Annotated in this window: 21 protein-coding genes; 15 read left to right on the forward strand and 6 right to left on the reverse strand. The window is 77.0% G+C overall.

Going from position 1 to position 25,717, the window contains the following annotated elements; all coding sequences use genetic code 11:
- Window positions 1–87: 87 nt before the first annotated feature.
- Together ACI78Z_RS11410 and ACI78Z_RS11415 are read left to right on the forward strand one after the other, a co-directional pair.
- On the forward strand, window positions 88–363 hold the full coding sequence (locus ACI78Z_RS11410) for a GlsB/YeaQ/YmgE family stress response membrane protein (RefSeq protein WP_245700755.1): 276 nt from the start codon (window positions 88–90) through the stop codon (window positions 361–363).
- A gap of 109 nt (window positions 364–472) precedes the next feature.
- Complete coding sequence (locus tag ACI78Z_RS11415; RefSeq protein ID WP_457036651.1) at window positions 473–742, forward strand: GlsB/YeaQ/YmgE family stress response membrane protein; 270 nt, start codon at window positions 473–475, stop codon at window positions 740–742.
- A 147-nt stretch (window positions 743–889) separates the two neighbouring features.
- Here the strand turns inward: ACI78Z_RS11415 and ACI78Z_RS11420 are convergent, their stop codons facing one another.
- A complete protein-coding gene (locus tag ACI78Z_RS11420; RefSeq protein ID WP_457036652.1) occupies window positions 890–1,528 on the reverse strand; it encodes an MBL fold metallo-hydrolase in 639 nt (212 codons plus the stop codon).
- A gap of 119 nt (window positions 1,529–1,647) precedes the next feature.
- Here ACI78Z_RS11420 and ACI78Z_RS11425 point away from each other — a divergent pair, with 119 nt between their 5' ends.
- Window positions 1,648–1,872, forward strand: a complete 225-nt coding sequence (locus ACI78Z_RS11425) for a hypothetical protein (protein ID WP_457036653.1) — start codon at window positions 1,648–1,650, stop codon at window positions 1,870–1,872.
- A gap of 37 nt (window positions 1,873–1,909) precedes the next feature.
- Here the strand turns inward: ACI78Z_RS11425 and ACI78Z_RS11430 are convergent, their stop codons facing one another.
- Both ACI78Z_RS11430 and ACI78Z_RS11435 read right to left on the reverse strand, forming a co-directional pair.
- Window positions 1,910–4,450 carry a LuxR C-terminal-related transcriptional regulator gene (locus ACI78Z_RS11430; protein ID WP_457036654.1) on the reverse strand — a complete coding sequence of 847 codons (2,541 nt, stop codon included), beginning with the start codon at window positions 4,448–4,450 and terminating at the stop codon, window positions 1,910–1,912.
- A complete protein-coding gene (locus tag ACI78Z_RS11435; RefSeq protein ID WP_457036655.1) occupies window positions 4,447–6,423 on the reverse strand; it encodes an Hsp70 family protein in 1,977 nt (658 codons plus the stop codon). Before ACI78Z_RS11435 ends, ACI78Z_RS11430 begins: the two co-directional genes overlap by 4 nt.
- 285 nt (window positions 6,424–6,708) lie before the next feature.
- Here ACI78Z_RS11435 and ACI78Z_RS11440 point away from each other — a divergent pair, with 285 nt between their 5' ends.
- The 3 genes from ACI78Z_RS11440 (at window position 6,709) to ACI78Z_RS11450 (ending at window position 11,484) form a co-directional block, all read left to right on the forward strand.
- Window positions 6,709–8,025, forward strand: coding sequence for an IniB N-terminal domain-containing protein (locus ACI78Z_RS11440; protein ID WP_457036656.1), 1,317 nt, complete (start codon window positions 6,709–6,711; stop codon window positions 8,023–8,025).
- Between the two features lie 109 nt (window positions 8,026–8,134).
- The gene (locus ACI78Z_RS11445) at window positions 8,135–9,940 is read left to right on the forward strand and encodes a dynamin family protein (protein ID WP_457036657.1); all 1,806 of its coding nucleotides are present in this window, start codon (window positions 8,135–8,137) and stop codon (window positions 9,938–9,940) included.
- Window positions 9,937–11,484, forward strand: a complete 1,548-nt coding sequence (locus ACI78Z_RS11450; RefSeq protein WP_457036658.1) for a dynamin family protein — start codon at window positions 9,937–9,939, stop codon at window positions 11,482–11,484. Before ACI78Z_RS11445 ends, ACI78Z_RS11450 begins: the two co-directional genes overlap by 4 nt.
- On the opposite strand, the gene ACI78Z_RS11455 is transcribed toward ACI78Z_RS11450, so the two are convergent.
- Entirely contained in the window at window positions 11,401–12,000 is a 600-nt protein-coding gene (locus tag ACI78Z_RS11455) for a hypothetical protein (RefSeq protein ID WP_457036659.1), read from the reverse strand. The two genes, ACI78Z_RS11450 and ACI78Z_RS11455, sit on opposite strands and share 84 nt — an antisense overlap.
- Before the next feature lie 76 nt (window positions 12,001–12,076).
- Window positions 12,077–12,853: an enoyl-CoA hydratase-related protein gene (locus ACI78Z_RS11460; RefSeq protein ID WP_457036660.1), complete on the reverse strand. Its 777-nt coding sequence runs from the start codon at window positions 12,851–12,853 to the stop codon at window positions 12,077–12,079.
- Between the two features lie 350 nt (window positions 12,854–13,203).
- Between ACI78Z_RS11460 and ACI78Z_RS11465 the strand changes: the two genes are divergently transcribed.
- Window positions 13,204–14,856, forward strand: a complete 1,653-nt coding sequence (locus ACI78Z_RS11465; RefSeq protein WP_457036661.1) for a protein kinase domain-containing protein — start codon at window positions 13,204–13,206, stop codon at window positions 14,854–14,856.
- Between the two features lie 111 nt (window positions 14,857–14,967).
- Window positions 14,968–16,461, forward strand: coding sequence for a protein kinase domain-containing protein (locus tag ACI78Z_RS11470; protein WP_457036662.1), 1,494 nt, complete (start codon window positions 14,968–14,970; stop codon window positions 16,459–16,461).
- An 8-nt stretch (window positions 16,462–16,469) separates the two neighbouring features.
- On the opposite strand, the gene ACI78Z_RS11475 is transcribed toward ACI78Z_RS11470, so the two are convergent.
- The gene (locus ACI78Z_RS11475) at window positions 16,470–17,171 is read right to left on the reverse strand and encodes a hypothetical protein (RefSeq protein ID WP_457036663.1); all 702 of its coding nucleotides are present in this window, start codon (window positions 17,169–17,171) and stop codon (window positions 16,470–16,472) included.
- Between the two features lie 120 nt (window positions 17,172–17,291).
- On the opposite strand from ACI78Z_RS11475, the gene ACI78Z_RS11480 reads away from it, so the two are divergent.
- From ACI78Z_RS11480 to ACI78Z_RS11510, 7 genes are all read left to right on the forward strand, one after another.
- Window positions 17,292–18,563 (forward strand): competence/damage-inducible protein A, encoded by a 1,272-nt coding sequence (locus ACI78Z_RS11480; RefSeq protein WP_457036664.1) that lies wholly within the window; start codon window positions 17,292–17,294, stop codon window positions 18,561–18,563.
- A gap of 76 nt (window positions 18,564–18,639) precedes the next feature.
- On the forward strand, window positions 18,640–18,915 hold the full coding sequence (locus tag ACI78Z_RS11485) for a cupin domain-containing protein (protein WP_457036665.1): 276 nt from the start codon (window positions 18,640–18,642) through the stop codon (window positions 18,913–18,915).
- Window positions 18,912–19,307, forward strand: coding sequence for an SRPBCC family protein (locus ACI78Z_RS11490; RefSeq protein ID WP_457036666.1), 396 nt, complete (start codon window positions 18,912–18,914; stop codon window positions 19,305–19,307). The genes ACI78Z_RS11485 and ACI78Z_RS11490 overlap by 4 nt, the downstream gene beginning before the upstream one ends.
- 139 nt (window positions 19,308–19,446) lie before the next feature.
- Window positions 19,447–19,980, forward strand: a complete 534-nt coding sequence (locus tag ACI78Z_RS11495) for a tetratricopeptide repeat protein (protein WP_457036706.1) — start codon at window positions 19,447–19,449, stop codon at window positions 19,978–19,980.
- A 357-nt stretch (window positions 19,981–20,337) separates the two neighbouring features.
- Window positions 20,338–21,591, forward strand: coding sequence for an MFS transporter (locus tag ACI78Z_RS11500; RefSeq protein WP_457036667.1), 1,254 nt, complete (start codon window positions 20,338–20,340; stop codon window positions 21,589–21,591).
- A gap of 110 nt (window positions 21,592–21,701) precedes the next feature.
- Window positions 21,702–23,348 (forward strand): acyl-CoA dehydrogenase family protein, encoded by a 1,647-nt coding sequence (locus ACI78Z_RS11505; RefSeq protein ID WP_457036668.1) that lies wholly within the window; start codon window positions 21,702–21,704, stop codon window positions 23,346–23,348.
- A 124-nt stretch (window positions 23,349–23,472) separates the two neighbouring features.
- Window positions 23,473–25,572, forward strand: a complete 2,100-nt coding sequence (locus tag ACI78Z_RS11510) for a putative bifunctional diguanylate cyclase/phosphodiesterase (RefSeq protein ID WP_457036669.1) — start codon at window positions 23,473–23,475, stop codon at window positions 25,570–25,572.
- Window positions 25,573–25,717 lie beyond the last annotated feature (145 nt).

Genomic DNA, 25,717 nt, shown 5'->3' on the forward strand with positions numbered 1-25,717 from the left:
GTGTGCCCGTGTGATCTTGTGGGTACGGATCCGGCTGTTGGGGTGCGCCACCTCTGGGCGCGCCCCCCGGCTGCAAGGGAGAACGCCATGGTGATGGACATCCTCGGGCTCATCGTCGTCGGCCTGATCATCGGGGCGCTCGCCCGGCTCATCAGGCCGGGCAAGCAGTCCATGAGCATCGTCGCGACCATGCTGCTCGGCGTCGTCGGCGCGCTGATCGGTGGCTTCATCGCCAGCCTGCTCGGCACCGGGGGCATCTTCGAGCTGAACGTGCTCGGGTTCATCCTCGCGGTCGTCGCCGCGGTGATCCTCGTGGGCATCTACGCCGGGACGACGGGCGGCCGCAACCGCGCCGTCCGCTGACGCCGGTCCCCGGGGGGCTCAGCACCCGACGAGTCCCCCGGGGACAGCCGGTCGTGGGCGGCGCGGGCCCGGTCCGCGACGACGCCCCACGAGCACGAAGGAGGAGACCGTGCAGATCCTCGGACTCATCGTCGTCGGCCTGGTCATCGGGGCCCTGGCCCGGCTGCTCAAGCCCGGCCGGCAGCGGATGAGCATCCTCGCGACGATGCTGCTCGGCGTCGTCGGCGCCGTCATCGGCGGTCTCATCGCCGACTGGCTGGACGTCGGCTCGATCACCGAGCTGAACTTCTGGGGCTTCCTCTTCGCCCTGCTCGCCGCGATCCTGCTCATCGGCGTGGCCGAGGGCGTGTCCGGCGGGCGCCACCGCGCCGTCCGCTGACCCCGGTCCCCGGGGGTTCTCGGGTTGGTGGGGGTGGCTCAACGGGCGAGACCGGCGATCTCGCACGCGTCGAGGCCGGTGACCGTGCGAGAGCGCCGATCTCGCCGCTACGACGGCACGAACCGTCAACCAACCAGCACACCGCTGTCAGAGCTCGACGGAGTCCCCCGGGGTCAGCCGGCTGAACGGGGTCGGCGTCCCCGGCCCCCGTTCGCCCAGCAGGCCGCCGACGATGCCCAGGCCGGCGTCGTTGAGCAGCCCGTCGTGGATGGCGTACGCCTGGTCCGCGTCCACGGCCCGGACGTAGTCGATCAGCTCGGCAGTCTTCGACCACGGCGCGTGCACCGGCAGCAGCAGCGTCGTCACCGGCTCGCTCGGGACCGTCAACGCGTCCCCCGGGTGGAAGACCACGCCGCCGACCAGGAACCCGACGTTGCCCACCCGCGGGATCTCCGGGTGGATGACCGCGTGCAGCTCCCCGTGCACGGTGACGTCGACACCGGCGATCGTGAGCGCGTCGCCGTCCCCCACCACGTGCACCCGGCCGGCCGCGCCGTCGAGCTGTGCGGCCACCGACCCGTTCGTCCACACCCGCAGGGCGGGATCGGCGTCCATGGCCGCGCGGAGCACCTCGGGCGCGAAGTGGTCGGCGTGCTCGTGGGTCACCAGGACCGCGCTCGCCCCCTGCAGCACCGAGGGGTCGGTGAACACCCCGGGGTCGATGACGAGCCGCCGGTCGTCCTCGCTGAGGACGACGCAGGCATGGCCGTGCTTGGTCAGCTCCATGTCCGGCATCCTGCCCCCGGGCCCGCTCGACCCGCTCGGGGTGTACCGGCTCACCCCTCCGGGTGAGGTCCCCGCGGACGGCCGTAACCGGGCACCGGCGTCCTGCCGACACCAGGGGCATGAGCGCCTCCACCCTCGCCGCCACCGTCGTCGCCGCCCGCAGCCGCGCCCACGGCCCGACGACCGCCCTCTGGCACGCCGTCGAACTGCACCGCCCGACCGCCGAGGTCGACGGCGCCTGTGAGCTGACCCTCTGCGGCTCGCTGGCCCGCATCGACGTCGAGCAGGCCTGGCCGACGCCGGCCCGCGACGTCTGCCCCGCCTGCGTCGTCCTGTCCCGCTGACCTCCTCCGGCGATCCCCGCGGGGATCGCCGTGAGGGCTAGGCGGGTTCGGTCTCCTCGGCGAGTTCGGCGCGCAGCCGGGCGAGCAGGTCCGACCGGGTGCCCGCGCCCAGCCGCTGGCGCATCCGGGAGACGTGGTGCTCCACCGTCTTCGCCGAGATGTAGAGCCGCCCGCCGATCTCGCGGTAGGTCTGCCCGGCCACGACCAGCCGGGCCACCTCCCGCTCCCGGTCGCTGAGCGCCCCGGTGACCGCCGGCGGCGTGCCCTCACCCGCCTGCCGCGGGAGCGGCACCGCCGGGGCGGTCTCGCACCCCGCGCTGTCGGCCAGTGACCGGGCGCAGCCCAGCAGCACCGAGCGGGCCCGCGCGTCGGTCGCCCGCGCGGCCGCCTGCCCGGCCAGCCGCGATCCGTCCCAGCCCAGCCCCACCGCGGTGAGCTGCTCCGCCGCGGACACCACCTCGTCGGGGTCGACGTCGCCCGACAGCACCTGCAGCCAGGTCCGCCCGGCCCGGGCCAGCGTCGCCGCGTAGGGGCTGGTCCGCGCCGCCGCCACCAGCGCCGCCGCGTGCGGCCGCAGCCCCTCGGGGTCGTCGGCCAGGATCGCCGCCTGCGCGCCGCTCCAGTGCAGCGAGGCCGCCCACAGCTGCGGGTCGCCCAGCCGCGCCAGCAGCGCCTGCGCCTCGGCCAGGTGCGGGCGCAGCCGCTCACCGTCCCGCAACCGCGCCGCGGCCACCACCAGCTCGCCCAAGGGCAGCAGGGTGAACAGGTCCACCGGGTGGCGGACCACCGCCTCCCGCGCCCGCACCCACGCCTGGACCAGCGCCGGCAGGTCGCTGCTGCGCCGCGCCAGCCCGACCTCCAGGGCCTGCAGGACGACGTCGTCGCGCGGCTCGAACGGCCGGCCGCCCTCCTGCGCCCGCCGGACCTGCTCCCGCGCCAGCGACAGCCGGCCGGCCAGCATCGCGATCCAGGCCAGCAGCAGCCGGTGCCGGCGCCGGCACGGCGGACCGCCGAGGTCGGCGTCGACCGCGCGCTGCAGCACCGACTCGGCCACCCCCAGCTCGCCGCTGTGCAGCGCGACGAGCGCCGCGAGCGCGGCGGGGGAGTCGACCAGCAGCGCGGTGCGGCCCACCGGTTCCAGCAGCGCGGCCGCGCGGGTCAGCGTCGACAGGGCGGCGGCGATGTCCGCGGCGGCGTCCTCCCCGGTGCGCAGCGACTGCAGCACGCCCTGCGCGGTCAGCTCCTCGCTCACCGACAGCACCGTGGGCAGCCCCGGGACGGCGCGTGCCTCGTCCAGCGCGGTGGTCGCCGCCTCCGGCGCGCCGGTCGCCAGCAGCGCCAGGGCCGCGGACCCCGACCGCTCGGCGCCGGCCAGGCGGCACAGCCCCGCGGCTCGCGACAGCAGGCCACGCTGGGCGAGGACGGCCGCGGCCACCCCGGCCGCGCGGCCCCGGTCGGGGGCGGTCTCGTCGGCCAGCGCGGTGTCGGCCCACTGCAGCGCGCCGTCGAGGTCCCCGGCGAGCGCCGCGGCCTGTGCGCGCCGCCCGGCCAGCGACGCCACCGGCGCCCCGCTGCGCGCGGCCTCCCCGAGCAGCTGGGCGGCCAGCGCCGGGTCGTCGCTCAACGCCGCCTCGCCGTGCCGCTCCAGCAGGCGCGCGGCGTGCCGGTCGCGCACTCGTTCCGCGGCCAGCCGCCGGGCCAGCTCGACGGGCTCGTCGCCGCGCTCCACGAGCAGCGCCAGCAGCTGGCGGCGCGCCCGGCGGGTGACGTCGGGCGGGGTGGCGGCGAGCAGCGCCCGGGCCGCGAGCGGCACCACCTCGCCGGTGTCGAGCAGCAGCCCGGTCGCCCGGCCGGCCTCGAGCAGGTCGACCGCCCGGTCCGGCGGCACCCCGAGCACCTCGCCCAGCACGTCCTCGTCCAGGGGCGCCCCGGCCGCGAGGGCGTGCAGCAGCGCCCGGGTCGGCTCGTCCACGGCGGCGAGGTCGGCCCGCACCCGGTCGGTCACCTCCTCCGGCACGGGAAGCCGGCCGGCCTGGGCGGGGACGCCGCCGCGCCGGCCCAGCGCGCGCAGCAGCGGGACGGCGAGCGCGGGCACTCCCCCGCTCTGGGCCAGCACGGCGTCGGCGAGCGGCGGGGCCAGCGCCTCGCCCAGCAGTTCCCGGGCCCAGGTGCGCAGCTGGGTCCGGTCGGCGTGCCTGAGGACGACGGTGCGGCGGGCCGGGCCGAGTTCCGCCAGCAGCGCGCCGAGCGCCGGGGGCCGCGGCCAGGGGCGCAGCGCGAGCACGACGCGGGCGGTGGGCGAGCGCAGCAGCAGCGCGAGGCGGGTGACGTCGGTCTCGGCCAGCCGGTGGGCGTCGTCCACGAGGACCGCCACGGGCCCCGGCAGCGCGCAGGGGTCCTCGGGGACGGCGTCCAGCACGGCCAACCCTGCCCGCGCGTGCGCCGTCGCCAGCTCGCCCAGCAGCAGCGACTTCCCCGTCCCCCCGGGGCCCTGCACCGTCACGACGGCGGGCGCCCGGCCGGAGGGGGCGGTCAGCTCCCGGACCAGCTCCGGGCCCCACGGCGTCGCGGTGCTCACGCCGGCTCCGCCGGCGCGTCGGCGGTGTCGGCCGGGGGAGGTGCCGCCTCGGAGTCGGGCTGCTCTCCGGTCGGCTGCTCGGCCGCGGGCTGCTGGGGTTGCGGCTCCGCCGGCGGCTGCGAGGCCGGCGGCTCGGAGGCCGGGAGTTCCGAGGCGAGGGGCTCGGAGGCGGGGGGCTCGGAGGCCGGGGGTTGCGAGGCAGGCGGCTCGGAGGCCGGAGGCTGCGATGCCGGGGGCTCGGAGACCGGCGGCTGCGAGGCCGTCGACTGCCCGGGAACCGGTGGTGTGCCGGCCGACGTGGTCGGGCCCGACGAGGTCCCCGGGGCACCGGGCGTCTGGGCGGTGGGGGTGCCGGGGGTCGCGGTGGCGGAACCCCGGGGGGTGGTACCGGAGGCGGCGGTCGTGCTCCCCGGAGCGGCGCGCTCGGAGTCCGGCTCGGCGCTGCCCGACCCCGACGGCGGGCCGGTGCGCGCGGCGGTGGCCAGGGCGGCGGCGAGGCTGGTCCGGGCCGGGGAGCCGGGGGAGCCCGCGGACGTCCGCGGTGCGGCCGCCTCGGCGTCGTCCCCGCCCCGCGCGACGGCGGCGCCGCTGTCGCTGTCGCCCACCGCGGCCGACCCCCGGGCGACCACGCCCCCGTCGTCGGCCTCGGCCACCGCCTGCCCACCGGAGGGTGCCGGCGCGAGGACGGCGTCGAACAGGCCGGCAGCCGCGGGCCCGAGCAGCAGCAGCCCGAGCACCAGGCCGGTCAGCACCACGCCGCGGCCGACGCGCCGCGCCCGCCGCGGTGGGCGGGTCGCCGCCCGGGGCGCGGACGCCGGCCGGCTCCGGTCCCGCGGGCCGCGGGCCGGGGGGAGGGCGAGCTGCCGCTCCTCGGTGGCCGCCGTGGCGACCTCGGGCGGGACGGGAGGCATCTCGACGGCGGCCGTTCCCGCGACGGTCGGGTCCGGGGCGAGCGCGTCGACCGCGAGCGCCTCCGCCGCCAGTGCGGCCGCACCCAGCGCGGGGGTCAGCGCGGGATCGTCCCCGACGACCAGCGGCCGGCCCAGCTCACCGGAGAGCACCTCGGCGACCAGCGGCACCCGGACCCCGCCGCCGGTCAGCACGACGGCGTCCAGGTCCTCCGGGGCCAGCCCGGCGGCGGCCGCCGCGGCGGCCAGCACCGCGACCGACCGCCGCACCGGCTCGTCCAGGACCTCGTCGAGCTCCTCGCGGGTGAGCCGGACCGGTCCGTCCCCGACCCCGTCGACGTCCACGCGCACGGCGGTCGCCGTCGACAGCGCCTCCTTGGCGGTCGCGCAGGCCGCCCGCAGCGCACCGGCGTCCCCGACCGGCGTCCCCAGGCAGCCGACGACGTGGGCGAGGACCACGTCGTCGATGTCCCGCCCGCCCCACGCCAGCGGCGCCGGGGGGACGGCGAGGTGCGCCAGCGGGTCGTCCGCGGTGGGGCCGACGACGGCGGTGTCGAGCGAGCCGGCGCCCAGGTCGTAGACGGCCGCCGTCGGCTCGGCCGGCAGGTCGCCGGCGGCGACGTGCGCGGAGACGGCCGCGACCGCGGACGAGACGAGCGAGAAGCGGGGGACCCCGGCGGCGGCGAGCGCGCGGGCCAGCGCGGCGCAGCGGTGCCCGGCCCAGGACGGCGGCACGGTCACCACCGTCCAGGAATCCGGCCGGCCCTCCCGCGCCGCGGCCAGCTCGCGGACCCGCTGGACGACGTCTGCGACCAGATCAGCGGCCGCCACCCCGCGACCCCCGGCGTAGACCGGCACCGGGTCGCCGACCCGCGCCACCAGGTGCGGGCTGCGCGCCGTGCCGTCGGCCGGGACCAGCGCCGTCCGCTCGTCGTCGCCGACCACCGCCGTGACCCGGCCCTCGCCGAGGGGCAGCGGCACCGCGCCGCCGTCCACGCCGCAGACCGCCGCGGAGACGGCGCCGTCCCCGACGTCGACCCCCAGCCCGTACTCGTCGTTGCGCACCGATCGCCCCCCGCTCGCCTCCTGCCCGGCCCGCGCTGGCCGGTCGAGGTCGTCGCAACGTATGTCGCTCCCGCCCCGCCTGTCTCGGCCGTCGCGGGCCGCGGGCCGCACCTGACGGTGAGGAGGGGGCGACACCCCGGAGCCCCTAACGGAGAGTCAGCGCGCATCCCCCATGGGGGCCGGGCGGTGGGGGGCGCCTCCCCGATGCCGGGGGACGGCGTCCGGGCGTGGACTGCGCCGCAGCAGCCGGCCGACGGTGGACGGCTCGAGACCCAGGAGTGCGCCATGTCGACCATCGCGAGCACGCTGCTCGACTTCATCCTCGACCTGCTCCGCAACCCGGAGAAGGCCGAGGCCTACGCGGCGAACCCGGAGGGCGAGCTGGCCGCGGCCGGCCTGCACGACACCTCCCCCGAGGAGGTCGCCGACCTCATGCCCATGGTGACGGACATGTCCACGGTCACCGGCTGGGCCGACGGGGGCGGCTACGGCGGCGGGCGGGACGGCCACGACGGGGGTGGCCACGGCCACGACGGTGGTGGCCACGGCCGCGACGACGAGGACGGTTACGACCGCGGCGGCCACGGCCACGGCCACGGCCACGGCCACGGCCACGACCGCGACTGCGACGACGCCGAGAAGCCCGACCACAAGCCCGTGCCGGTGGAGGACGAGGACTGCGAGTACGAGGGCGGCCACACCGGCGGCGGCGGTGGCGGGGGCCACTCCGCGCCCGTGCCCGCCGGCGGCACGGAAACGGTGGTCATCACGCACCTGCAGGAGGTGCACTACACGCACAACGAGACCACCGTCGAGATCGACGCCTCGCACAGCATCTGGGTGAGCGGCGACGCGCAGGCGATCTTCGGTGACGTCGAGGGCGACGTCACCCAGATCGACAACGAGGGCGGCATCGTCGCCGGCGACGACGTCGAGGACTCCTCGGTCGACAACAGCGACAACTCGGTGCACGACTCCTACAACACCGACGTGGACGTCGACCTGGAGAACAGCCCGGTCAACATCGGTGGCGACCAGGCGGTCGACAGCTTCAACCAGGACAACGACGGCCTGGACGTCGACCACGCCGAGGACTCGTTCAACGGCAACGGCAGCGACAACGAGGACAACGACGTGACCGCCACCACCGGGGGGCAGGTCGGCGACAACACCGACAACAGCGTCAACGGCTCGTTCAACGGCAACGACCTCTCGCAGGACAACGACGGGGTCGACGACTCGTTCAACGGCAACGACCTGTCGCAGGAGAACGTCGGCAACGACCACTCGGACAACTCGCAGACCGACAACAGCGTCAACGGCTCGTTCAACGGCAACGACCTGTCCGACGACGACGGGGTCGACGACTCGTTCAACGGCTCGCTGAACGGCAACGACCACTCCGACGACGACACCACCACGATCGACGCCTCGGACGACGACATCGCCAGCGACAACCAGGTCGCGATCGCCGGCGACGACGCCAACGCCGGGCAGCAGGAGGAGTCGCAGAACGAGGACAACTCCGTCGACGCCGTCTTCGTCGAGGAGGAGACCATCGTGATCGACGCCGAGGAGTCGATCGTCGAGGCCGGCGCCTGACCTGCAGGTGACCCGGGTCCCGGTCGCTCCGCGGGGGCGACCGGGACCCGCTGCTGCCTGTCCCCGACCCGCTTCCCGGTGATAGACCGGGACACGAGGAGGTGTGCCCGTGGTCACGACGTCGCAGGTGCTGGACCGGGCGGTGACGCTCGCGCAAGCGTGCGAGCGGCCCGACCTGCAGCGCCGGCTGCTGCAGGCCCGCGCCCGCAGCGCCGACCCCCGGGTGCGCGTCCTCGTCGTCGGCGAGCCCAAGCAGGGCAAGAGCTCGCTGGTCAACGGGCTGGTCGGCGCGCCGGTCTGCCCGGTGGCCGACGACGTGGCGACCGTCGTCCCCACGGTGGTGCGGGCGGGGGAGGCCCCGCGCGCCAGCCTCGTGCTGGCCACCGGACCCCAGCCGGCGGACGACGGGCCGACCGAGCGCGTGCCGGTGCCCATCGACCAGGTCGCGGCGCGGGTCACCGGCGCGGACACCGAGCGGCTCGTCCAGGCCGAGGTGGAGCTGCCGCGCCGGCTCCTGGACGGCCTCGAGCTGGTGGACACCGCCGGCGTCGGCGGCGTCGGCTCGCACCGGGCGCTGCGCACCGTCGACCTGCTGCCCACCGCGGGCGCCGTCCTGCTGGTGTCCGACGCCAGCCAGGAGTTCACCGCCCCGGAGATGGCCTTCCTCGAGCAGGCCGTCGCGCTGTGCCCGACGGTCGTGTGCGTCCTGACCAAGACCGACGCCTGCCCGCACTGGCGGGAGGTGGCCGACCTCGACCGGGGCCACCTCGCCCGCCGCGGGATCGAGGCCCCGCTGTTCGCCGTCTCCGCCACCCTGGCCCAGCTGGCGGTGCAGCACCGCGACCGGGAGCTGCACGAGGAGTCCGGGATCGGCGAGCTCGTCACCCACCTGCGGCGCGAGGTGGCCGACCGCGCGGAGGTCCTCGCCCGCCGGGCGCTGGTGCACGACCTCACCTCCGTCACCGAGCACCTGTCCCTGGCGGTGCGCTCCGAGCTGGCCGGCCTGGAGGACCCGGCCGCCCGCGACGAGCTCGTGCGCGGGCTCGAGGACGCCCGTGCCGCCGCCGACGAGCTGCGGCGCCGCTCCTCGCGCTGGCAGCAGGTGCTGGCCGACGGCGTCAGCGACCTCGTGGCCGACATCGACTTCGACCTGCGCGACCGCTCGCGGGCGGTCCTCCGCGAGGCCGAGGAGGCCATCGACGCGCAGGACCCCGGCCCGATGTGGCCGGAGCTGGTCGAGTGGCTGGACCGGCGGATCGCCGCCGCGGTCGCCGACAGCTACGTCTGGGCCGAGCAGCGCTCGGAGTGGCTGGCGGCACGGGTCATCGAGCAGTTCGCCCGGGACGGCGGCGGATCGGTCCCCGCGCTGTCGGTCGGCGCCGCCGGGGACGCGCTGGCGGGCCTGGTCGACCTGCCGGAGCTGGACGACGGCGCGATGACGCTGCGGGAGCGGACCCTGATCGGGCTGCGCGGCTCCTACACCGGCGTCCTCATGACCGGCCTGGTGACCAGCCTGGCCGGGATGGCGATCATCAACCCGGTCTCGCTGGCCGCCGGCGTCCTGCTCGGCCGCAAGGCCTACAACGACGACCAGAAGCAGCGCCTGCAGCGGCGGCGGGCGGAGGCGAAGAACGCGGTGCGCCGGCACCTGGACGAGGTGGTGTTCCAGGTCGGCAAGCACCTCAAGGACCGGCTGCGCACCGTCTCCCGCACGCTGCGCGACCTGATCACCGACACCGCCGAGGAGATGTCCCGGTCACTGGCCGACGCGGTCGCCGCCGCCCAGCGCTCGACCCGGGAGGCCACCGCCGAGCGCGACGCCCGGATCCGCTCCCTGCGGCAGCGGCGCGACCAGCTCGACCGGCTGGCCGCCGACGTCCGCTCCCTGAACCGGGCCGCGGTGCCCGCCGCGTGACGACGCCCCTGGACGACGTCCGCGCGCTGCTCGACGACGCGCTGGCGCACTACGCCGGCGTCCCCGAGGCCGCGGCCCGGCTCGCGGCCCAGCGCCGGCGGCTGGACGAGCCGCTGCGCCTCGCCCTGGTCGGCCGGGTGAAGTCGGGCAAGTCGACGCTGGTCAACGCCCTGGTGGGCGCGCGCGTCGCGCCCACCGACGCCGGCGAGTGCACCCGGGTGGTCACCCTCTACCGGCACGGCGCCACGCCGCGCGTGGAGCTGCATGGCACCGACGGGGCACGGCGGACGCTGCCGGTGCGCCGCGCGGACGGCGGGCTGCGCCTGGAGCTCGGTGGCACGCCGCCGGAGGAGGTCGCGCAGCTGGTCGTGGACTGGCCGGCCGACGACCTGCGGCCGGCGACCGTGGTCGACACCCCGGGCATCGCGTCGCTGTCCACCGGCACCAGCGCGCGCACCCACGGCTTCCTCGGCACCGACGAGGGACCGGCCGGCGCCGACGCCGTCGTCTTCCTCACCCGCCAGCCGCAGCCCGAGGACGTCGCCGTGCTGGCCGCCTTCCAGGCCGGCACCGGCGGGGAGGGCGCGCTGACGACGACGATCACCGTCCTCTCCCGCGCCGACGAGGTCGGGGCCGGGCGGCTCGACGCGCTGCACGCCGCCGACGCCGTGGCCCGCCGGATGTCGGCCGATCCGCAGGTCGCGGCGGTGAGCTCCGCGGTGGTCCCCGTCGCCGGGCTGCTGGCGCTGGCCGGCCGGACGCTCCGGCACGGCGACTTCGTGGCGCTGCGCGCGCTGGCCGACGCCGACCAGCGGCAGGTGTCCCGGATGCTGCTCACCGCCGACCGCTTCACCCGGCCCGAGGCGCCGGTGCCGCTCTCGGCGGACGTGCGGGCCGCGCTCCTCGAGCGCCTGGGCCTGTTCGGCATCCGGCTGTCGATCGCGCTGGTGCGGGCCGGCGTCCCGGAAGCCACCACGCTGGCCGAGGAGCTGCTGGCACGGAGCGGGCTGACCGAGCTGCGGCGGCTGCTGCAGGTGCACTTCACCGAGCGGGGCGCGCAGCTGCGCGCCGGGACGGCGCTGCGGCTGCTGGAGGCGGTGCTGCGCGAGCACCCCGTCCCGGGGGACGGCGACCTGCGCGCCGCGCTGGAGCGGCTGCGCCTGGCCACCCCCGACCTCGCCGAGCTGGACCTGCTGGCCCGGTCCCGCGCGGCGGGCAGCCCGCTCCCGGACGAGCTGCGGGCCGAGGGGGAGCGGCTGCTCGGCGCCGGGGGCACCGGTCCTGCCGCGCGTCTCGGGCTGCCGGCCGGCACACCGGACGACGTCCTGCGGAAGGCGGCGCTGGACGCGCTCGCCCGCTGGCGGGAGGCCGCCGCTGACCCGCTCGCCGGCCGGGCCGCCGCGGACGCCGCCGAGGTCGTCGTCCGGGCGTGCGAGGCGCTGCTCGCCCGGCTGGACCGGTCAGCGGGTGGAGAAGGAGGCGCGGGCCGAGCGGGTCAGCAGCGGCAGGAGGGCGACGAGGAACAGCCCGGCGGCGGCCAGTAGCGCCCACCGGTCCAGGTCGGCGCCCCCGGCGACCACGGTCTGCGCCACGTCGAGGGCCAGCACGGTGGGCAGCGCGGTGAGCAGCAGTGCCCAGCGGGCCCACCCGCGGCCGCGCAGCAGCAGCGCCGTCCACACCAGCGAGACGGCGACCAGTGCGGCGACCCCGCCGAGGACCAGCGCGATGGTGGCCCGCACGCCGTCGGCGACCAGGTCGGCGGGGACGGCGGGGTCCTCGGCGGTCGCCAGCGCGGCCAGCCGGTCGCGCAGCCCGCCGAGGTCGAGCAGGGCCGCGGGGATCCCGGTGGCCGCCGCCAGGCAGCCGGCCCACCACAGCGCCGCGGTCGCGCGCACGGTCGCGGGCCGGGGCGGCCGGGTGCGCGGGAGCGGCGGGGCGAGGTCGCTGGTCACCGCCGGCCGCGCCGGGGGCGCCTCGGCGGCGGTGTTGCCGGTGAGCACGACCCGCCGGGGGAGCGCGCGGTGCGACGCCGCCGGGTCGGACCTGGTGGGTCCCGTCACGTGCCGCTCCCCCCGTCGGGCTGCCGGAACCGCCGCAGCCTGGCACCGCACGAGGTGCGGGGCAAGGGACGCTCGGTCAACGACCGGTGAAGTGCGGGGCGCGCTTCTCCAGGAAGGCCTCGACGGCCTCGCGGTGGTCGGCGGTGCTGCCGAGGTCGGTCTGCAGCCGTGCCTCGAGTGCCAGGGTGTCCTCGAGGGAGTCGGTGGCCGCCGTGGCCAGCACCGTCTTGATCGCCCGGTAGGCGGCGGTGGGGCCGGCGGCGAGCCGCGCGGCCAGCGCCTGTGCCTCCGCCAGCACCTGCTCGGCGGGCACCACGTGGTGCACCAGACCCCACCCTGCAGCGGTCTCGGCGAGGAACGGCTCGGGGAGCAGCAGCAGCTCGGCCGCGCGGGAGCCGCCGACGCAGTGCACCAGGCGGGAGGCCAGGGCCGAGTCGCTGGACAGCCCGATTCCGGCGAAGGCGGTGGTGAACTTGGCACCCGCGGCGGCCACCCGCAGGTCGCCGGCGAGCGCGATGCCGAGTCCCGCGCCGGCCGCGGCGCCGTTGACGGCCACGACCACCGGCACCCGCAGCCCGGCCAGCGCCAGCACCAGCGGGTTGTACTCGTCCTCGACCACCGACAGCGACGTCGCGGCGTCCCCGCGCAGCGCCTCCACGTGCTGGCCGAGGTCCTGGCCGACGCAGAAGGCCCGGCCGGTGCCGGTGAGCACCACGGCCCGCACCGACCCGTCGGCGGCCACCTCGCGGACGACGTCGAGCAGCTCGCGGCGCGACTGGTGGGTCAGCCCCGGCCGCAGCATCGTGATGGTGGCGACGCCGCCGGCGTCCTCGCGGGTCACGGTCTCGGGCATCGGCGCCCCTCCTCGGTCGTCCTCGGTGTGCCCCCACGCAGCGGGATCGGCGGTCCCGCGCGCTCCTGGGGCCGGAAGCGTAGGAGACCGGCGATCCCGCCCGGGGGGCGCGACCGTGGCCGGATCGTGACGGAACGGTCCGGGCACGGGGGCCCGCCGGCCTGGGAGGATGGACGGCGGACGGGACGCGGCGCGGCCGGGGCGCGCGGCGCCGTCCACCCGGTCGACACGCCCGGCGCCCACCACGCCATGTGTAGCCGTACGGGGTGCGGGACATCCAGGGACGAGGGGCACCGGCGCCCCCGGCGGCCGCAGTCGTACGGCCGGTCACAGGCGAGGAGTGAGCCACGGTGGTGGAGCCGGGTCGGCGCAACCTGGGTGAGCGGTACGAGCTCGCCGAGCTGATCGCCGCCGGCGGCATGGGGCAGGTCTGGCGCGGCACCGACGTCCTCCTCGGCCGCCCGGTCGCGGTCAAGGTGCTGCGCAGCGAGTACACCGGCGACCCCACCTTCCGCGCCCGCTTCCGCGCCGAGGCCCAGCACGCCGCCGGGCTGAGCCACCCCAACATCGCCGCCGTCTTCGACTACGGCGAGACCGAGGCCACCGACGGCAGCGGCGAGACGCTCGCCTACCTGGTGATGGAGCTGGTCGAGGGCGTGCCGCTGTCGGCGGTCCTGGAACGGGAGGGCCGGCTGCCGGCCGCCGTCACCCTGTCCCTGCTCGAGCAGACCGCCTCCGCGCTCGCCGAGGCCCACCGGGTGGGCCTGGTGCACCGCGACGTCAAGCCCGGCAACATCCTGGTCCGCGACGACGGCAGCGTGAAGATCACCGACTTCGGCATCGCCTGGTCGGCCGGCAGCGTGCCGCTCACCCGCACCGGCCAGGTCATCGGCACCCCGCAGTACCTCGCGCCCGAGGTCGCCGAGGGCCACCACGCCACCCCCGCCAGCGACGTCTACGCCCTGGGCCTGGTCGGCTACGAGTGCCTGACCGGCCACCCGGCCTTCGACGGGGACAACGCGGTGACGATCGCGCTGAAGCAGGTGCGCGACGACCCCGAACCGCTGCCCGACGACCTGCCCGGCGACGTGCGGACGCTGATCCGCCGCGCGCTGGCCAAGGACCCGGCGGCACGGATGGCCGACGGCGCCGCGTTCGTCGCCGCGGTCGAGGACGTCCGGGCCGGCCGCCCGGTCCCCGAGCCCGCGCCGACCCGCAGCGTCGCCGTCCTCCCCGTCCGGCCGCCGGTCGAGGGCCCGGCCGCCGGCCCGGCGACGCAGACGGTGCGCCCACCGGCGCCCCGCCGGCGCGGCCTGGCCGCCGTCCTCGTGCCGGTGGTGACGCTGCTGCTCGGTGCCGGCGCCGCCGCCGGTGTCTTCGTGGCCGTCTCCGGCGACGAGGACCCCGGGCCCACCGTGGTCGCCGCGCAGACCGAGGACGCCCGGATCGTGCTGGCCGCCGAGGACTACGTCGGGCGGCAGGTCGACGAGGCGGCGCTCGCGCTCTCGGCGCTCGGCCTGCTGGTGCAGCGGGTGGAGGAGGTCACCGCCGCCGCCGCCCCCGGCGTCGTCACCGCCGTCGACCCGGCCGGCGCGGAGCTGCGGCCCGGCGACGCCGTGCGGGTCCGGTACGCGGTCGCGCCGGAGCCCGCCCCGACGCGGCAGCGCGACCCCGCGCCGGCGACCCGCGTCTCCGAGGACACCGGCGACCGGCCGCAGCAGACCCCCGAGCCGGAGCCCGCGCCCGTCTCGACCGAGTCGGCCCCCACGCCGACCGCCACGCCGGAGGAGGAGCCGGCGGGCAGCGCTCCGGGGACCGGGACGTCGCCCCCGCCCGGGACCACCGAGCCGACGACCCCCCCGCCGGCGGAGTCCGACGCTGCGGAGCCCGACCCGACCACCGCCGAGCCGAGCACGTCGGAGCCGTCCGGTCCTCCGGAGGACACCGAGCCGTCGTCCTCCGGGCCGCCGTGGGAGGACGACCGGGACCGCGACGACCGCTGAGCGTCCACGGACGGGTGGACGTGCCGCTCCGGGGTTTCGGGTCGGCCGGGGGGTGGCACCCTGGGAGCTCGCTGCGGGACCGCCGCGGGCGCGGACGTGCAGGAGGAACGGGTGGCTGAGCCGGGGGTGCGCACGCTCGGCGACCGCTACGAGCTGCTCGCGCTCCTCGCCACCGGTGGCATGGGGCAGGTCTGGCGGGCCCACGACGCGCTGCTGGACCGGCCGGTGGCGGTCAAGGTGCTGCGCAGCGAGTACACCGGCGACCCGACGTTCCTCGCCCGCTTCCGCGCCGAGGCCCAGCACACCGCCCGGCTGGTGCACCCGAACATCGCGGCGCTGCACGACTACGGAGAGGTCGTCACCGCCCACGGGGAGACCCTCGCCTACCTGGTGATGGAGCTGGTCGAGGGTGAGCCGCTGTCGGCGCTGCTCGCCCGCTGCGGCCGGCTGGACCCGAACCGGACGCTGGACATCGTCCGCCAGACCGCCGCGGCGCTGGCCGTGGCGCACGCCGCCGGGGTGGTGCACCGCGACGTCAAGCCGGGCAACGTGCTGGTCGGCTGGGACGGCGTCGTCAAGATCACGGACTTCGGGATCGCCTTGTCGGCCTCGAGCGTGCCGCTCACCCGTACCGGGCAGGTCGTCGGCACCGCCCACTACCTCTCACCGGAGCAGGCCGACGGCGCCAAGGCGGGCCCGGCCAGCGACGTCTACGCGCTGGGCGCGATCACCTACGAGTGCCTGGCCGGCCGGCGCCCGATCGACGGCGAGAGCGCGGTGCAGATCGCGCTCGCGCAGATCCGCGACGAGCCCGACCCGCTGCCCGACGACGTCCCGGAGCCGGTGCGCACCCTCGTCGCCCGCGCCATGGTCAAGGACCCGGCGCTGCGCTTCCCGGACGGGGCCGCCGTCCGCGCGGCGATCGACGCCGTGCGCGCCGGCCGCCCGCTGGCGCCGCTGCCGGCGACGACCGCGGCCCTGCCGGCCGTCCCCGCGGGTCCCCGACGGCGGCTGCTGGTCCCGGCGGCCGCGCTGCTGCTGGGCGTGGGGCTCGGGGTCGGGACGCTGCAGGTGCTCGGCGGCGGGGACGCCGGGACGACGGCCGCCGTCGCCGACACCGTGGCCCCGACGTCCGCGCCGGTGGAGCCGGTCGCGGCGCCGGTGGTCGCGGCCGCCGACCACGTCGGACGCCCGGCCGACGCTGTGGAGGCCGAACTCGCGGCACTCGGCCTGCGGGTGCAGCGCACGACGGTGGCGCGCTCCGGCGTCCCCCCGGGCTCGGTGGTGGAGATCGGGCCGGTCGGGGCGCTGGCCCCCGGTGACCTGGTGACGCTCACCGTCGCGACGGCCCCGCCGGTTCCGGTGCCCGCCCCCGGATCGGTCGTCACGGCACCCGTCGTCCCGGAACCGGTCGTCCCCGAGGTCGTCCCCGTGCCGGTCGCGCCCGCTCCGGCGCCCGCCCCCGCGCCGGCTCCGGTGCCCGTCCGGGACGGCGCCGCCGAGGTCGCCGAGGTCGACGAGGAGGAGGCGCCGGGGAACGGCAGGCAGAACGGCAAGGACAAGGAGAAGCCGGACTCGTCCGGCAAGGGGAACGGCCGCGGCTGACCCGTCGCTCAGCCCCGGTGGCGGCTGGGGGCGATCCAGAGCGCGGCGCCGAGGGCGGCCAGCGCGGCGGTGAGGACGAAGCCGCGGTCGCTGTCGACGCGCGGCAGCACGACCAGCACCCAGAACACGGCCACGCCGGTGAGTCCGGCGGCGGCCACCTTCCACGCCGCATCGGGACGCCGCCGGGCCGCGGGGAGGACCCGGCCGGTGAACGGCAGCGCGCCGAGGAGGGTGGCGAGGGTCGCGAAGACCGACCACAGGGTCACCGTCGACCACAGCGACGCCTCGCCGAAGCCCAGCGCGAGGCCCAGTTGGAGCAGCACGAGGGAGAGCGCGGCCAGGCCGGCGCCCAGGCGGACGGCCCGCTGCTGCGGCGAGCGCGGGGCCCGCGTCGCGCCGGGGGTGCGTGACGGGCGGGGGGTGCGCGGCACCCGGCCCCGGCGGGGGCTGTCCCCGCTGGTGAGGGGGAGGCCGACCGGGTGGCCGACGGTGTCTGCCGGGGGCGGGGGAACGGTCCCGGGCGGGCCGGGCAGCGAGGCGACCGGGCCGGTGGGCTGCACGCCGCCGGGCAGCGGGTCGGCGTCCACCCGCGGCATCTGGTGGGTGCCGGGGGCGGTGGCCGCGGTCGCGCCCACGCCGATCTCCTGGGTGCCGGTCTCGGCCGGGTCCCGCGGGGCCGGTGGCTCGGGGGTGGTGATCGGGTGCGTCACGGTTCCTCCTGGCTCGGGCGCGGGCGCGCCGGACCGGTTCGTCCCCGCACGCTAGTGGCGCGGCGCCCCGCTGCCCGGCAGGAAACGCGGACCGGCCGAGGTCTCACTAGGGTCGGCCCGGTGGCAGTGCGCGCAGGGATCGTCGTCACCGGGACCGAGGTGCTCACCGGCCGCGTGAGCGACCGCAACGGCCCTTGGCTGGCCGAGGAGCTGCGCCGGCTGGGGGTGGACGTCGGCGCGGTGCTCGTCGTCGGCGACCGGCCCGAGGACCTGCGCAACGCGCTGCGCTTCCTGCGCAGCGAGGACGTCGTCCTCACCACCGGTGGGCTCGGCCCGACCGCCGACGACCTGACCGCGGAGGTCGTCGGCGACGTGCAGGGCCGGCCCTCGTCGGTCGACCCGGTGCTGGAGCGGCAGATCGCCGGCATCGTCGAGCGGCTCGTGGCCCACCGCGGGTGGCACGCCGACCCGGAGGCGCTGGCGGCCGGCGTCCGGAAGCAGGCGCTCGTGCCCGAGGGGGCGACCGTGCTGCCGCCGGTGGGGACCGCGCCGGGCCTCGTCGTCCCCCCGGCCGACGGGCGGGACGGGCCGGTGGTCGTCGTCCTCCCCGGGCCGCCGTCGGAGCTGCAGGGCATGTGGCCGGCCGCGCTGGCGGCCGAGCCGGTGCAGCGGGCGCTGACCGGCCGCACCGAGCTGCGCCAGGAGACCCTGCGGCTGTGGCGGACGCTCGAGTCGCAGCTGGCGGTGACGCTGCGGCAGTCGGAGTGGCCCGGCCTGGAGATCACCACGTGCCTGCGGGACGGCGAGCTGGAGGTCGTCACCCGCTACCGCCCGGACGCGCAGCCGGAGTACGACCGGCTGGTCGAGGCGGTGACGGCGGCGCACGGTCCGCAGCTGTTCTCGACCGGGCCCAGCGTGGACGACCTGGTGGCGTCGGCGTTCGCCTCGTGGGGGCTGACCGTGGCGACGGCGGAGTCCTGCACCAGCGGGCTGCTGGTGGCGCGGCTGACCGAGCGGGCCGGGTCGTCGGCGTGGGTACTGGGCGGGGTGGCGTCGTACGCGAACTCGGCGAAGGAGGCGCTGGTCGGCGTCCCCCCGGAGCTGCTGGCGTCGTACGGCGCGGTGAGCCCGCAGGTGGCCGCGGCGCTGGCCGAGGGGGCGCGGGACCGCTTCGGCGCGGACGTGGGGGTCGGCATCACCGGCATCGCCGGTCCCGGCGGCGGTTCCCCGGAGAAGCCGGTCGGAACCGTGCACCTGTGCGCGGTGGGCCCCGACGGACGGCAGCCGCGGTCTGTGGTGCTGCCCGGCTCGCGCTCGGCGGTGCGGCACCGGTCGGTCTCCCTGGCGATGCACATGCTGCGGCAGCTGCTGCTCGGCGGGCCGCCCGCCTGATGGAGCTGCTCGCCGTCCCGCCCCGGACGCTGGGGGAGTACGACAGCTCCGGCGTGAGCTGCTGCGCGCGGCGCTCGTGGAGGAGTCGCAGGACGGGTTCGCCGTGGACGTCGTCCGGCTGGCGGCGGGCGGGTCGATCGGGCGGCACCCGACGCGGCTGTGGCAACTGCTCCTCGTCGTCTCCGGCCGGGGCTGGGTGTCGGGCGCGTCCGGAGACCGGCGCCCGCTGCGGGCCGGGGAGGCGGCGCTGTGGGAGCCGGGGGAGGACCACGCGTCCGGAACCGACGAGGGGCTGACCGCCGTCGTGGTGCAGTGCCGCGCCCGGCCGCTGGCCGACGAGGAGTTGCCATGACGTCCCTGACGCTGCACGCGACGGGCCCCCTCGGGCCGGACGCGGTCTGGGAGCGCTACGCCGTCCCCGCGCGCTGGTCGGACTGGGCGCCGCAGATCACCGGGGTCGACCTGCCCGTGGCGCGGTTGGTGGCGGGCGTGCGCGGGCGGGTGCGCGTGCCGCTGGGGGCGAGCCTGCCGTTCGTCGTCGAGTCGGTGGACGAGGCTGCGCGGCGCTGGTCGTGGACGGTCTCGCGCGGGCCGGTGCGGCTGCACCTCCTGCACTGGGTCTCCGAGGGGCCGGACGGCGGCGCCACCACGGGCCTGCGGGTGACCGGCCCGGCGCCGCTGGTGGCCGGGTACGCGCCGCTCGCCCAGCTCGCGATCGGCCGGCTGGTCCGCCCGCTGCGCTGACGTCCTCCCCCGATCGGGGGACGAGCCGGCGGATCCGCCCGTCGGCGCGACCCCGACGCGCCGTCGTGAGCTCCTGGACGGTCGGGACGCCCGGCTGGCGCGGATCCTCGGGAGCGGGGATGCCGACGAGCTCTACGAGCTGGGCTACGACCTCGCCGAGGCCGGCCGTCTTCCCGATGCCCGGCGCTGCTTCCAGGAGGCGGCCGCGGGGGGCTCGGTGGTGGCGTCGGTCGGGCTGGGCAACGCCCTCCGGGGGCTCGGTCCCCTGGACGAGGCGCTCGAGGCCTTCACGACCGCGGTCGAGGGCGGGGAGCAGGACGCCCGGCTCGATCGGGACCTGGTGCTCCTGGACCTCGAACGCTGGGCAGAGGCCCTGCCGGTGCTGGAGGCGGCCCTGGCCAACGGGGACCGCGGTGCGCAGGCCCCGATCGGCACCGCCCTCGGGGAGCTCGGGGACCTGGCCGGTGCGCTGCACGCGTTCCGTGCCGCGGACGCCGGCGGGGACCTCCAGGGGGACCCTGCAACCCGCCTTCCTGCGCGGCGAGCTGGGGGACCGGGAGGAGGCCGGACGCGTTGCCGTCCGCGCCGCCGAAGCCGGATACGTGCGGGCCGTCGGGGTCGGCGTAGAGCTCGGCCAGGGCCACGGTGTGCCGGCTGGAGAGCGGCGGCATGAGGAGTTGCTCGGTCTCCGGGTGCACGCGCGGACGGTGACCGGGGCATGATCGGCACCCGGTCAAGACGCGGGCCGCATCTGTGGACGAGCTGCACTTCCGGGTCCAGCGGCAACCCGACGGCCGCTGGCGCACCTGGCGGCCCGACGGCCCCGAGATCCTCACCGGCCCCCAACGGACCGGACCACCACTCGTGTCCGCCGCCTGATCCCGACCGACGATCCCCGCCGCCGCGCGTTCCACGTGGAACGCGCGGCTGCCGTGCGTGCGGAACGGGGTCACGTGCAGTGGTGACAGTGACGGCCGTAGGGCCGAAGAGCGGCGGACCGCGTCGCTGGCGGTGCCTACAGTCCCTATCCGTGCGGGGGCTGGTCGAGGCAGTGCTGCCCGCCCGGATGGGGAGCTCGTTCCGCTGGCTGGTCGGGTCCTCGTGGGTGGGCAACCTCGGCGACGGCATCGCCCTCGCTGCCGGCCCGCTGCTGGTCGCCAGCCAGACGCAGGACCCGCTGCTGGTCGCCCTCGGCGCCCTGCTGCAACGGCTGCCCTGGCTGCTGTTCGGCCTGCACGCCGGCGTCCTCGCCGACCGGGTCGACCGGCGGCGGCTGGTCATCGCCGTGGACCTCGCCCGTGCCGGCGTGCTGGTGGTCCTCGCGGCCGCGCTGTCCACCGGGGACGTCGGCATCGGCGTCGTCCTCACCGCGCTGTTCGTCCTCGGCGTCGCCGAGGTCTTCGCCGACGCCACCACCGGCACGCTGCTGCCGATGGTGGTGGCCCGCGCCGACCTGGGCATCGGCAACGCCCGGTTGATGGCCGGCGCGCTCACGATGAACGAGCTGGCCGGGCCGGCCGTGGGCGCCGTCCTCTTCGTCGCCGGCACGGCCTGGCCCTTCGTCGCCCAGGCGGTGCTGGTCGTGCTGAGCGCACTGCTCGTCTCGCGCATGCGCCTGCCGGCGCGGAGGCGACCGGCGGAGCGCTCGCACGTCCGGCAGGACATCGCCGAGGGCCTGCGCTGGACCTGGGGCAACGCCGCCGTCCGCACCCTGACCGTGACCATCGTCAGCTTCAACGTCACCTACGGCGCCGCCTGGTCGGTCCTCGTGCTCTACGCCGACCAGCGGCTCGACCTGGGGCCGGTCGGCTTCGGGCTGCTCAGCACGGCCCTGGCCGTCGGCGGCATCGTCGGGACGGCGTCCTACGACTGGCTCGAGCGGCACGCCAGCCTGGCCACGCTCATGCGCGTGGGCCTGGTGCTGGAGACCCTGACCCACCTCGCCCTGGCCGTCACCACCACCGCCTGGGTGGCCATGGTCGTCATGGTGGTCTTCGGGGCGCACGCCTTCGTGTGGAGCACGACGTCGCGGACGCTGCGGATGCGCGCCGTGCCGCTGGGACTGCAGGGCCGCGTCGGCAGCCTCTACGCGATGGGTGTCTTCGGCGGCATCCTCGCCGGGCAGCTGGTCGGCGGGCTCGTCGCCCGCGTGTGGGGCGTGACCGGACCGTTCTGGTTCGGCTTCGTCGGCTCGGCGGTCATCCTGGCCCTCATCTGGCGGCAGCTCGCCCACATCGCCCACGCCGGCGAGGAGGAGGAGAGGCCGGCCGAGCGGGTGTCGTGAGCGAGTGGGCCCGAAGGCTCCCGCGAGGAACGTCGAGGGAGCTCAGCGCGACCAGGGGACGGCACGTGGCCGCGGTGTCGTCCGGAGGACGACGATGTCATCGTCTGCTCATGGGCGTCCCCCACGAGGTCACCAACCAGGTCCCGCCGCTGATCGGGTACGACCCGATCGCCGGCGACACCGCCCTGGCCGAGGCCTGCGTCCGGCACGCCGACGTGGCCACCCTCGACTCGCTCGAGGCGCTGGGCGCCCTGGCCGGCAGCGAGCAGGCCCAGGAGTGGGGCCGGCTGGCGACCGAGAACCCGCCGCGCCTGCGGACGCACGACCGCTACGGCCACCGGATCGACGAGGTCGAGTTCCACCCCGCCTGGCACGACCTCATGCGCACCGCGTTCGAGCACGGCCTCGCCGGCGCGCCCTGGAGCGCTGTGTCCTCCGCCCACCCCACCACCCCGGTTGAGCCGCACGCCCACGTCCGCCGCGCCGTCGGCTACCTCGGCTGGACGCAGGTGGAGATGGGCCACGGCTGCCCGGTGACCATGACCTACGCCGCCGTCCCGGCGCTGCGCGCAGCCCCCGGGCTCGCGGCGCGGTACGAGCCCGGCCTCACCGCGACCGCCTACGAGTTCGGGCTCACCGACCCCGCCGGCAAGCGCGGCCTGGTCGCCGGCATGGGCATGACCGAGAAGCAGGGCGGCTCCGACGTCCGGGCCAACACCACGCGCGCCGTCCCGAACGCCGACGGCAGCTACGCGCTGACCGGGCACAAGTGGTTCACCAGCGCCCCGATGAGCGACCTGTTCCTCGTCCTCGCCCAGCTGCCCGAGGGCCTGTCCTGCTTCCTCGTGCCGCGCGTGCTGCCCGACGGCACCCGCAACGTGTTCCGCCTGCAGCGGCTCAAGGACAAGCTCGGCGACCGCGCCAACGCCTCCGGCGAGGTCGAGTTCGAGGGGACGACGGCCTGGCCGGTCGGCGAACCCGGCCGCGGCGTCCCGACGATCATCGAGATGGTCAACACGACGCGGCTGGACTGCGTGCTCGGCTCGGCCGCCACCATCCGGGCCGCCCTCACCCAGGCCGTCCACCACGCGACGCACCGGCGGGCCTTCGGCGCGCTGCTGGCCGACCAGCCGCTCATGCAGAACGTCCTCGCCGACCTGGCCGTGGAGAGCGAGGCCGCCACGGCGCTGGCGGTCCGGCTGGCCGCGGCCGTCGACGCGGGGGAGTCCGACCTCCTCCGCCTGGCCGGGGCCGCCGCCAAGTTCTGGATCTGCAAGCGCACCCCGACGGTGGTCGCCGAGGCGCTCGAGGTGCTCGGCGGCAACGGCTACGTCGAGGAGTCCGGCATGCCGCGGCTGTACCGCCAGGCGCCGCTGAACAGCATCTGGGAGGGGTCGGGCAACGTCATCGCCCTCGACGTCCTCCGCGCGATGGGCCGTTCCTCGGCCTCGCTCGCCGCCGTCCGCGCCGAGATCGAGCTCGCCCGCGGTGCCGACGCCCGGCTGGACGCCGCCGTCGGCCGGCTGGCCGCCGAGCTCGCCGACCCCGAGCAACTCGCCCTGCGCGCGCGCCGCATCGCTGGCCTGCTGGCCCTGTGCCTGCAGGCCTCGCTCCTCCTGCGGCACGCCCCCGCGGCGGTGGCCGACACCTTCTGCGCGACCCGGCTGGCCGGCGACTGGGCTGCGGTGCCCGGCACGCTCCCCGGCGGGACGCCGGTCCGCGCGATCGTGGAGCGGGCCCGGGTCACCCCTGTCTGAATTGCATACGTGTGGTTACCCTCGGTCGTGCGTCGCGCCCTCGCGGTGCCGCGGGGGACGGTGGAGGGTGTGGTCCCGCGGGCGGGGGCCGACGTGTACCGCAGGGGAAGAGAGAGCGGACAGGGTGCACCGACACGTTCCGACCGGGCAGGTCGCCCCCGTCGACCCCTTCTCCGCGGTCACCGACGCCGTCTACCGGATCGACCGGACGTGGCGCTTCACCTACGTGAACGCCGCCGCCGAGCGGGTCCTCGGCCGCCGGGCCGAGGACATGATCGGCCGGTACGCGTTCGAGTGCTTCCCCGAGACGCTCGGCACGGTCATCGAGACCGAGTACCGGGCGGTGCTGCTCGGCGGGCAGGTCCGCGAGTTCGAGTACTTCTACGAGCCCCACGGCCGGTGGTACGAGATCCGGGCCTTCGGTGACGCCGACGGCCTCACCGCCTTCCTCCGCGACGTCGACGAGCGCCACCGCACCGAGGACCGGACGGCGGCCGAGCTGCAGCAGCTGAGCGCGGTGCTGGAGGCGCTGCCCCCGGCCACGGTGCTGCTGGACGGCGACGGCCGGATCGCGTCGGTGAACCGCCGGTGGATCCGGCAGGGGGAGCTCGTCCGCCGCGCCGGACTCCGCCCCGGGCTGGTCGGCGACGACTACCTGACCGTGCTCTCCCAGCACCTGTCCCCGGAGAACCGGCAGGCCATCGGCACGGGCATCGGCGAGCTCCTGGCCGGCGGGCCGGGCGTCGCCGACCGGCCCTTCATCCACGACTACCCCCGCGTGCTGAGCCCCGACACCATCTGGTTCCGGCTGCAGGCCGCCCGCGTCGAGGCGACGGGCCAGGTCGTCGTCACGCACACCGACATCACCGAGCGGGTGCGCGACCAGGAGGCCCTGGCCTGGCAGGCCAGCCACGACGACCTCACCGGGCTGCCCAACCGGTCGCGGCTGCTCCAGCTCATCGGCGAGGCACTGGAGCACGGCCGCGGCCGGGCGGCGCTGCTCTTCCTCGACCTCGACGGCTTCAAGACGGTCAACGACTCCCTCGGGCACGAGGTCGGCGACGAGCTGCTGCGCCAGGTCGGCGGCCGGCTCGCCGAGCAGGTCCGCCCGGGGGACGCCGTGGGGCGGCTGGGCGCCGACCAGTTCGTCGTCCTGGCCCGCGACTGTGACACCGCCGAGGCCGCGGCCCTGGCGTTCCGGCTGCAGAGCTCGTTCTCCCGCCCCTTCCACGCCGAGGGCATCTCGGTGCCGCTGTCGGCGAGCATCGGCGTCGCCGCGGCCCAGCCCGGCGCCGAACGGGCCCACCAGCTGCTCAGTGACGCCGACACCGCCGCGTTCGCCGCGAAGGGCGCCGGCCGCGACCGCGTCCACGTCTTCTCGCCCGGCCTGCGGGAGGCGGCGCGGTGGCGGTTGGAGGTGGCCAACCGGCTGCGGGACGGCGCCGTCGACGAGTTCGTCGTCCACTACCAGCCGCTCGTGCGCGTGGACACCGGCGAGGTCGAGGGCGTGGAGGCGCTGCTGCGCTGGCAGCACCCCGAGCGCGGGCTGCTCGCCCCGGACGCCTTCCTCTCCGTGGCCGAGGAGACCGGCCAGCTCATCCCGATCACCCGGTGGCTGCTCGGCGAGACGACCCGGCAGGCGGCCGAGTGGGCCGGGCAGGGGCTGCCGCTGCGCATGTCGGTCAACATCAGCGCCCGCCACTTCTCCGCCGAGACGCTGGTGCACGACGTGCGGGTGGCGCTGCACGACTCAGGGCTGGCTCCGGAGAACCTGGTGCTGGAGCTGACCGAGACCAGCGTCGCCGAGGACCCCACCCGGGCCGAGGACCAGCTGGCGGTGCTCCGGAAGTCCGGCGTGTCGGTGGCCATCGACGACTTCGGGACCGGCTGGTCCTCCCTCGCGCAGCTGCTCGCGCTGCCCATCGGGAGCCTGAAGATCGACCGCTCGCTGCTGACCGCCGCCGCCCGGCTGGCGTCCGACGGCACCGGGCCGGTGCTGGCCGCGATCGTCTCGCTGGCCCGCACCCTGGGGATCCGCTCGGTCGCGGAGGGCGTGGAGACCGCCGAGCACCTGCAGATGGTCCGCGAGGCCGGCTGCGACTACGCCCAGGGCTACCTCCTGGCCCACCCCATGCCGGCCTCCGACGTCCTGCGCTGGGCGTCCCGGGTGCGGGCGGCGGGTGGTGACTCGTGCGCCCTGGCACTGCAGGCGAGCGGGCGCTGACCGGCCCGGCGCGGGCCCGCCGGCTGCGCCGCCGCACGCCGCGACGGGCCACCGCGCCGGCCGGTTCGCCACGCTCGGCAGGTGCACCGTCCCCGTCGCGTCCCCGGCCGGGCACACTGCCCTCCCGGGACCGAGCGTGCGAGGT

The organism is Geodermatophilus sp. SYSU D01176 (assembly GCF_054050015.1).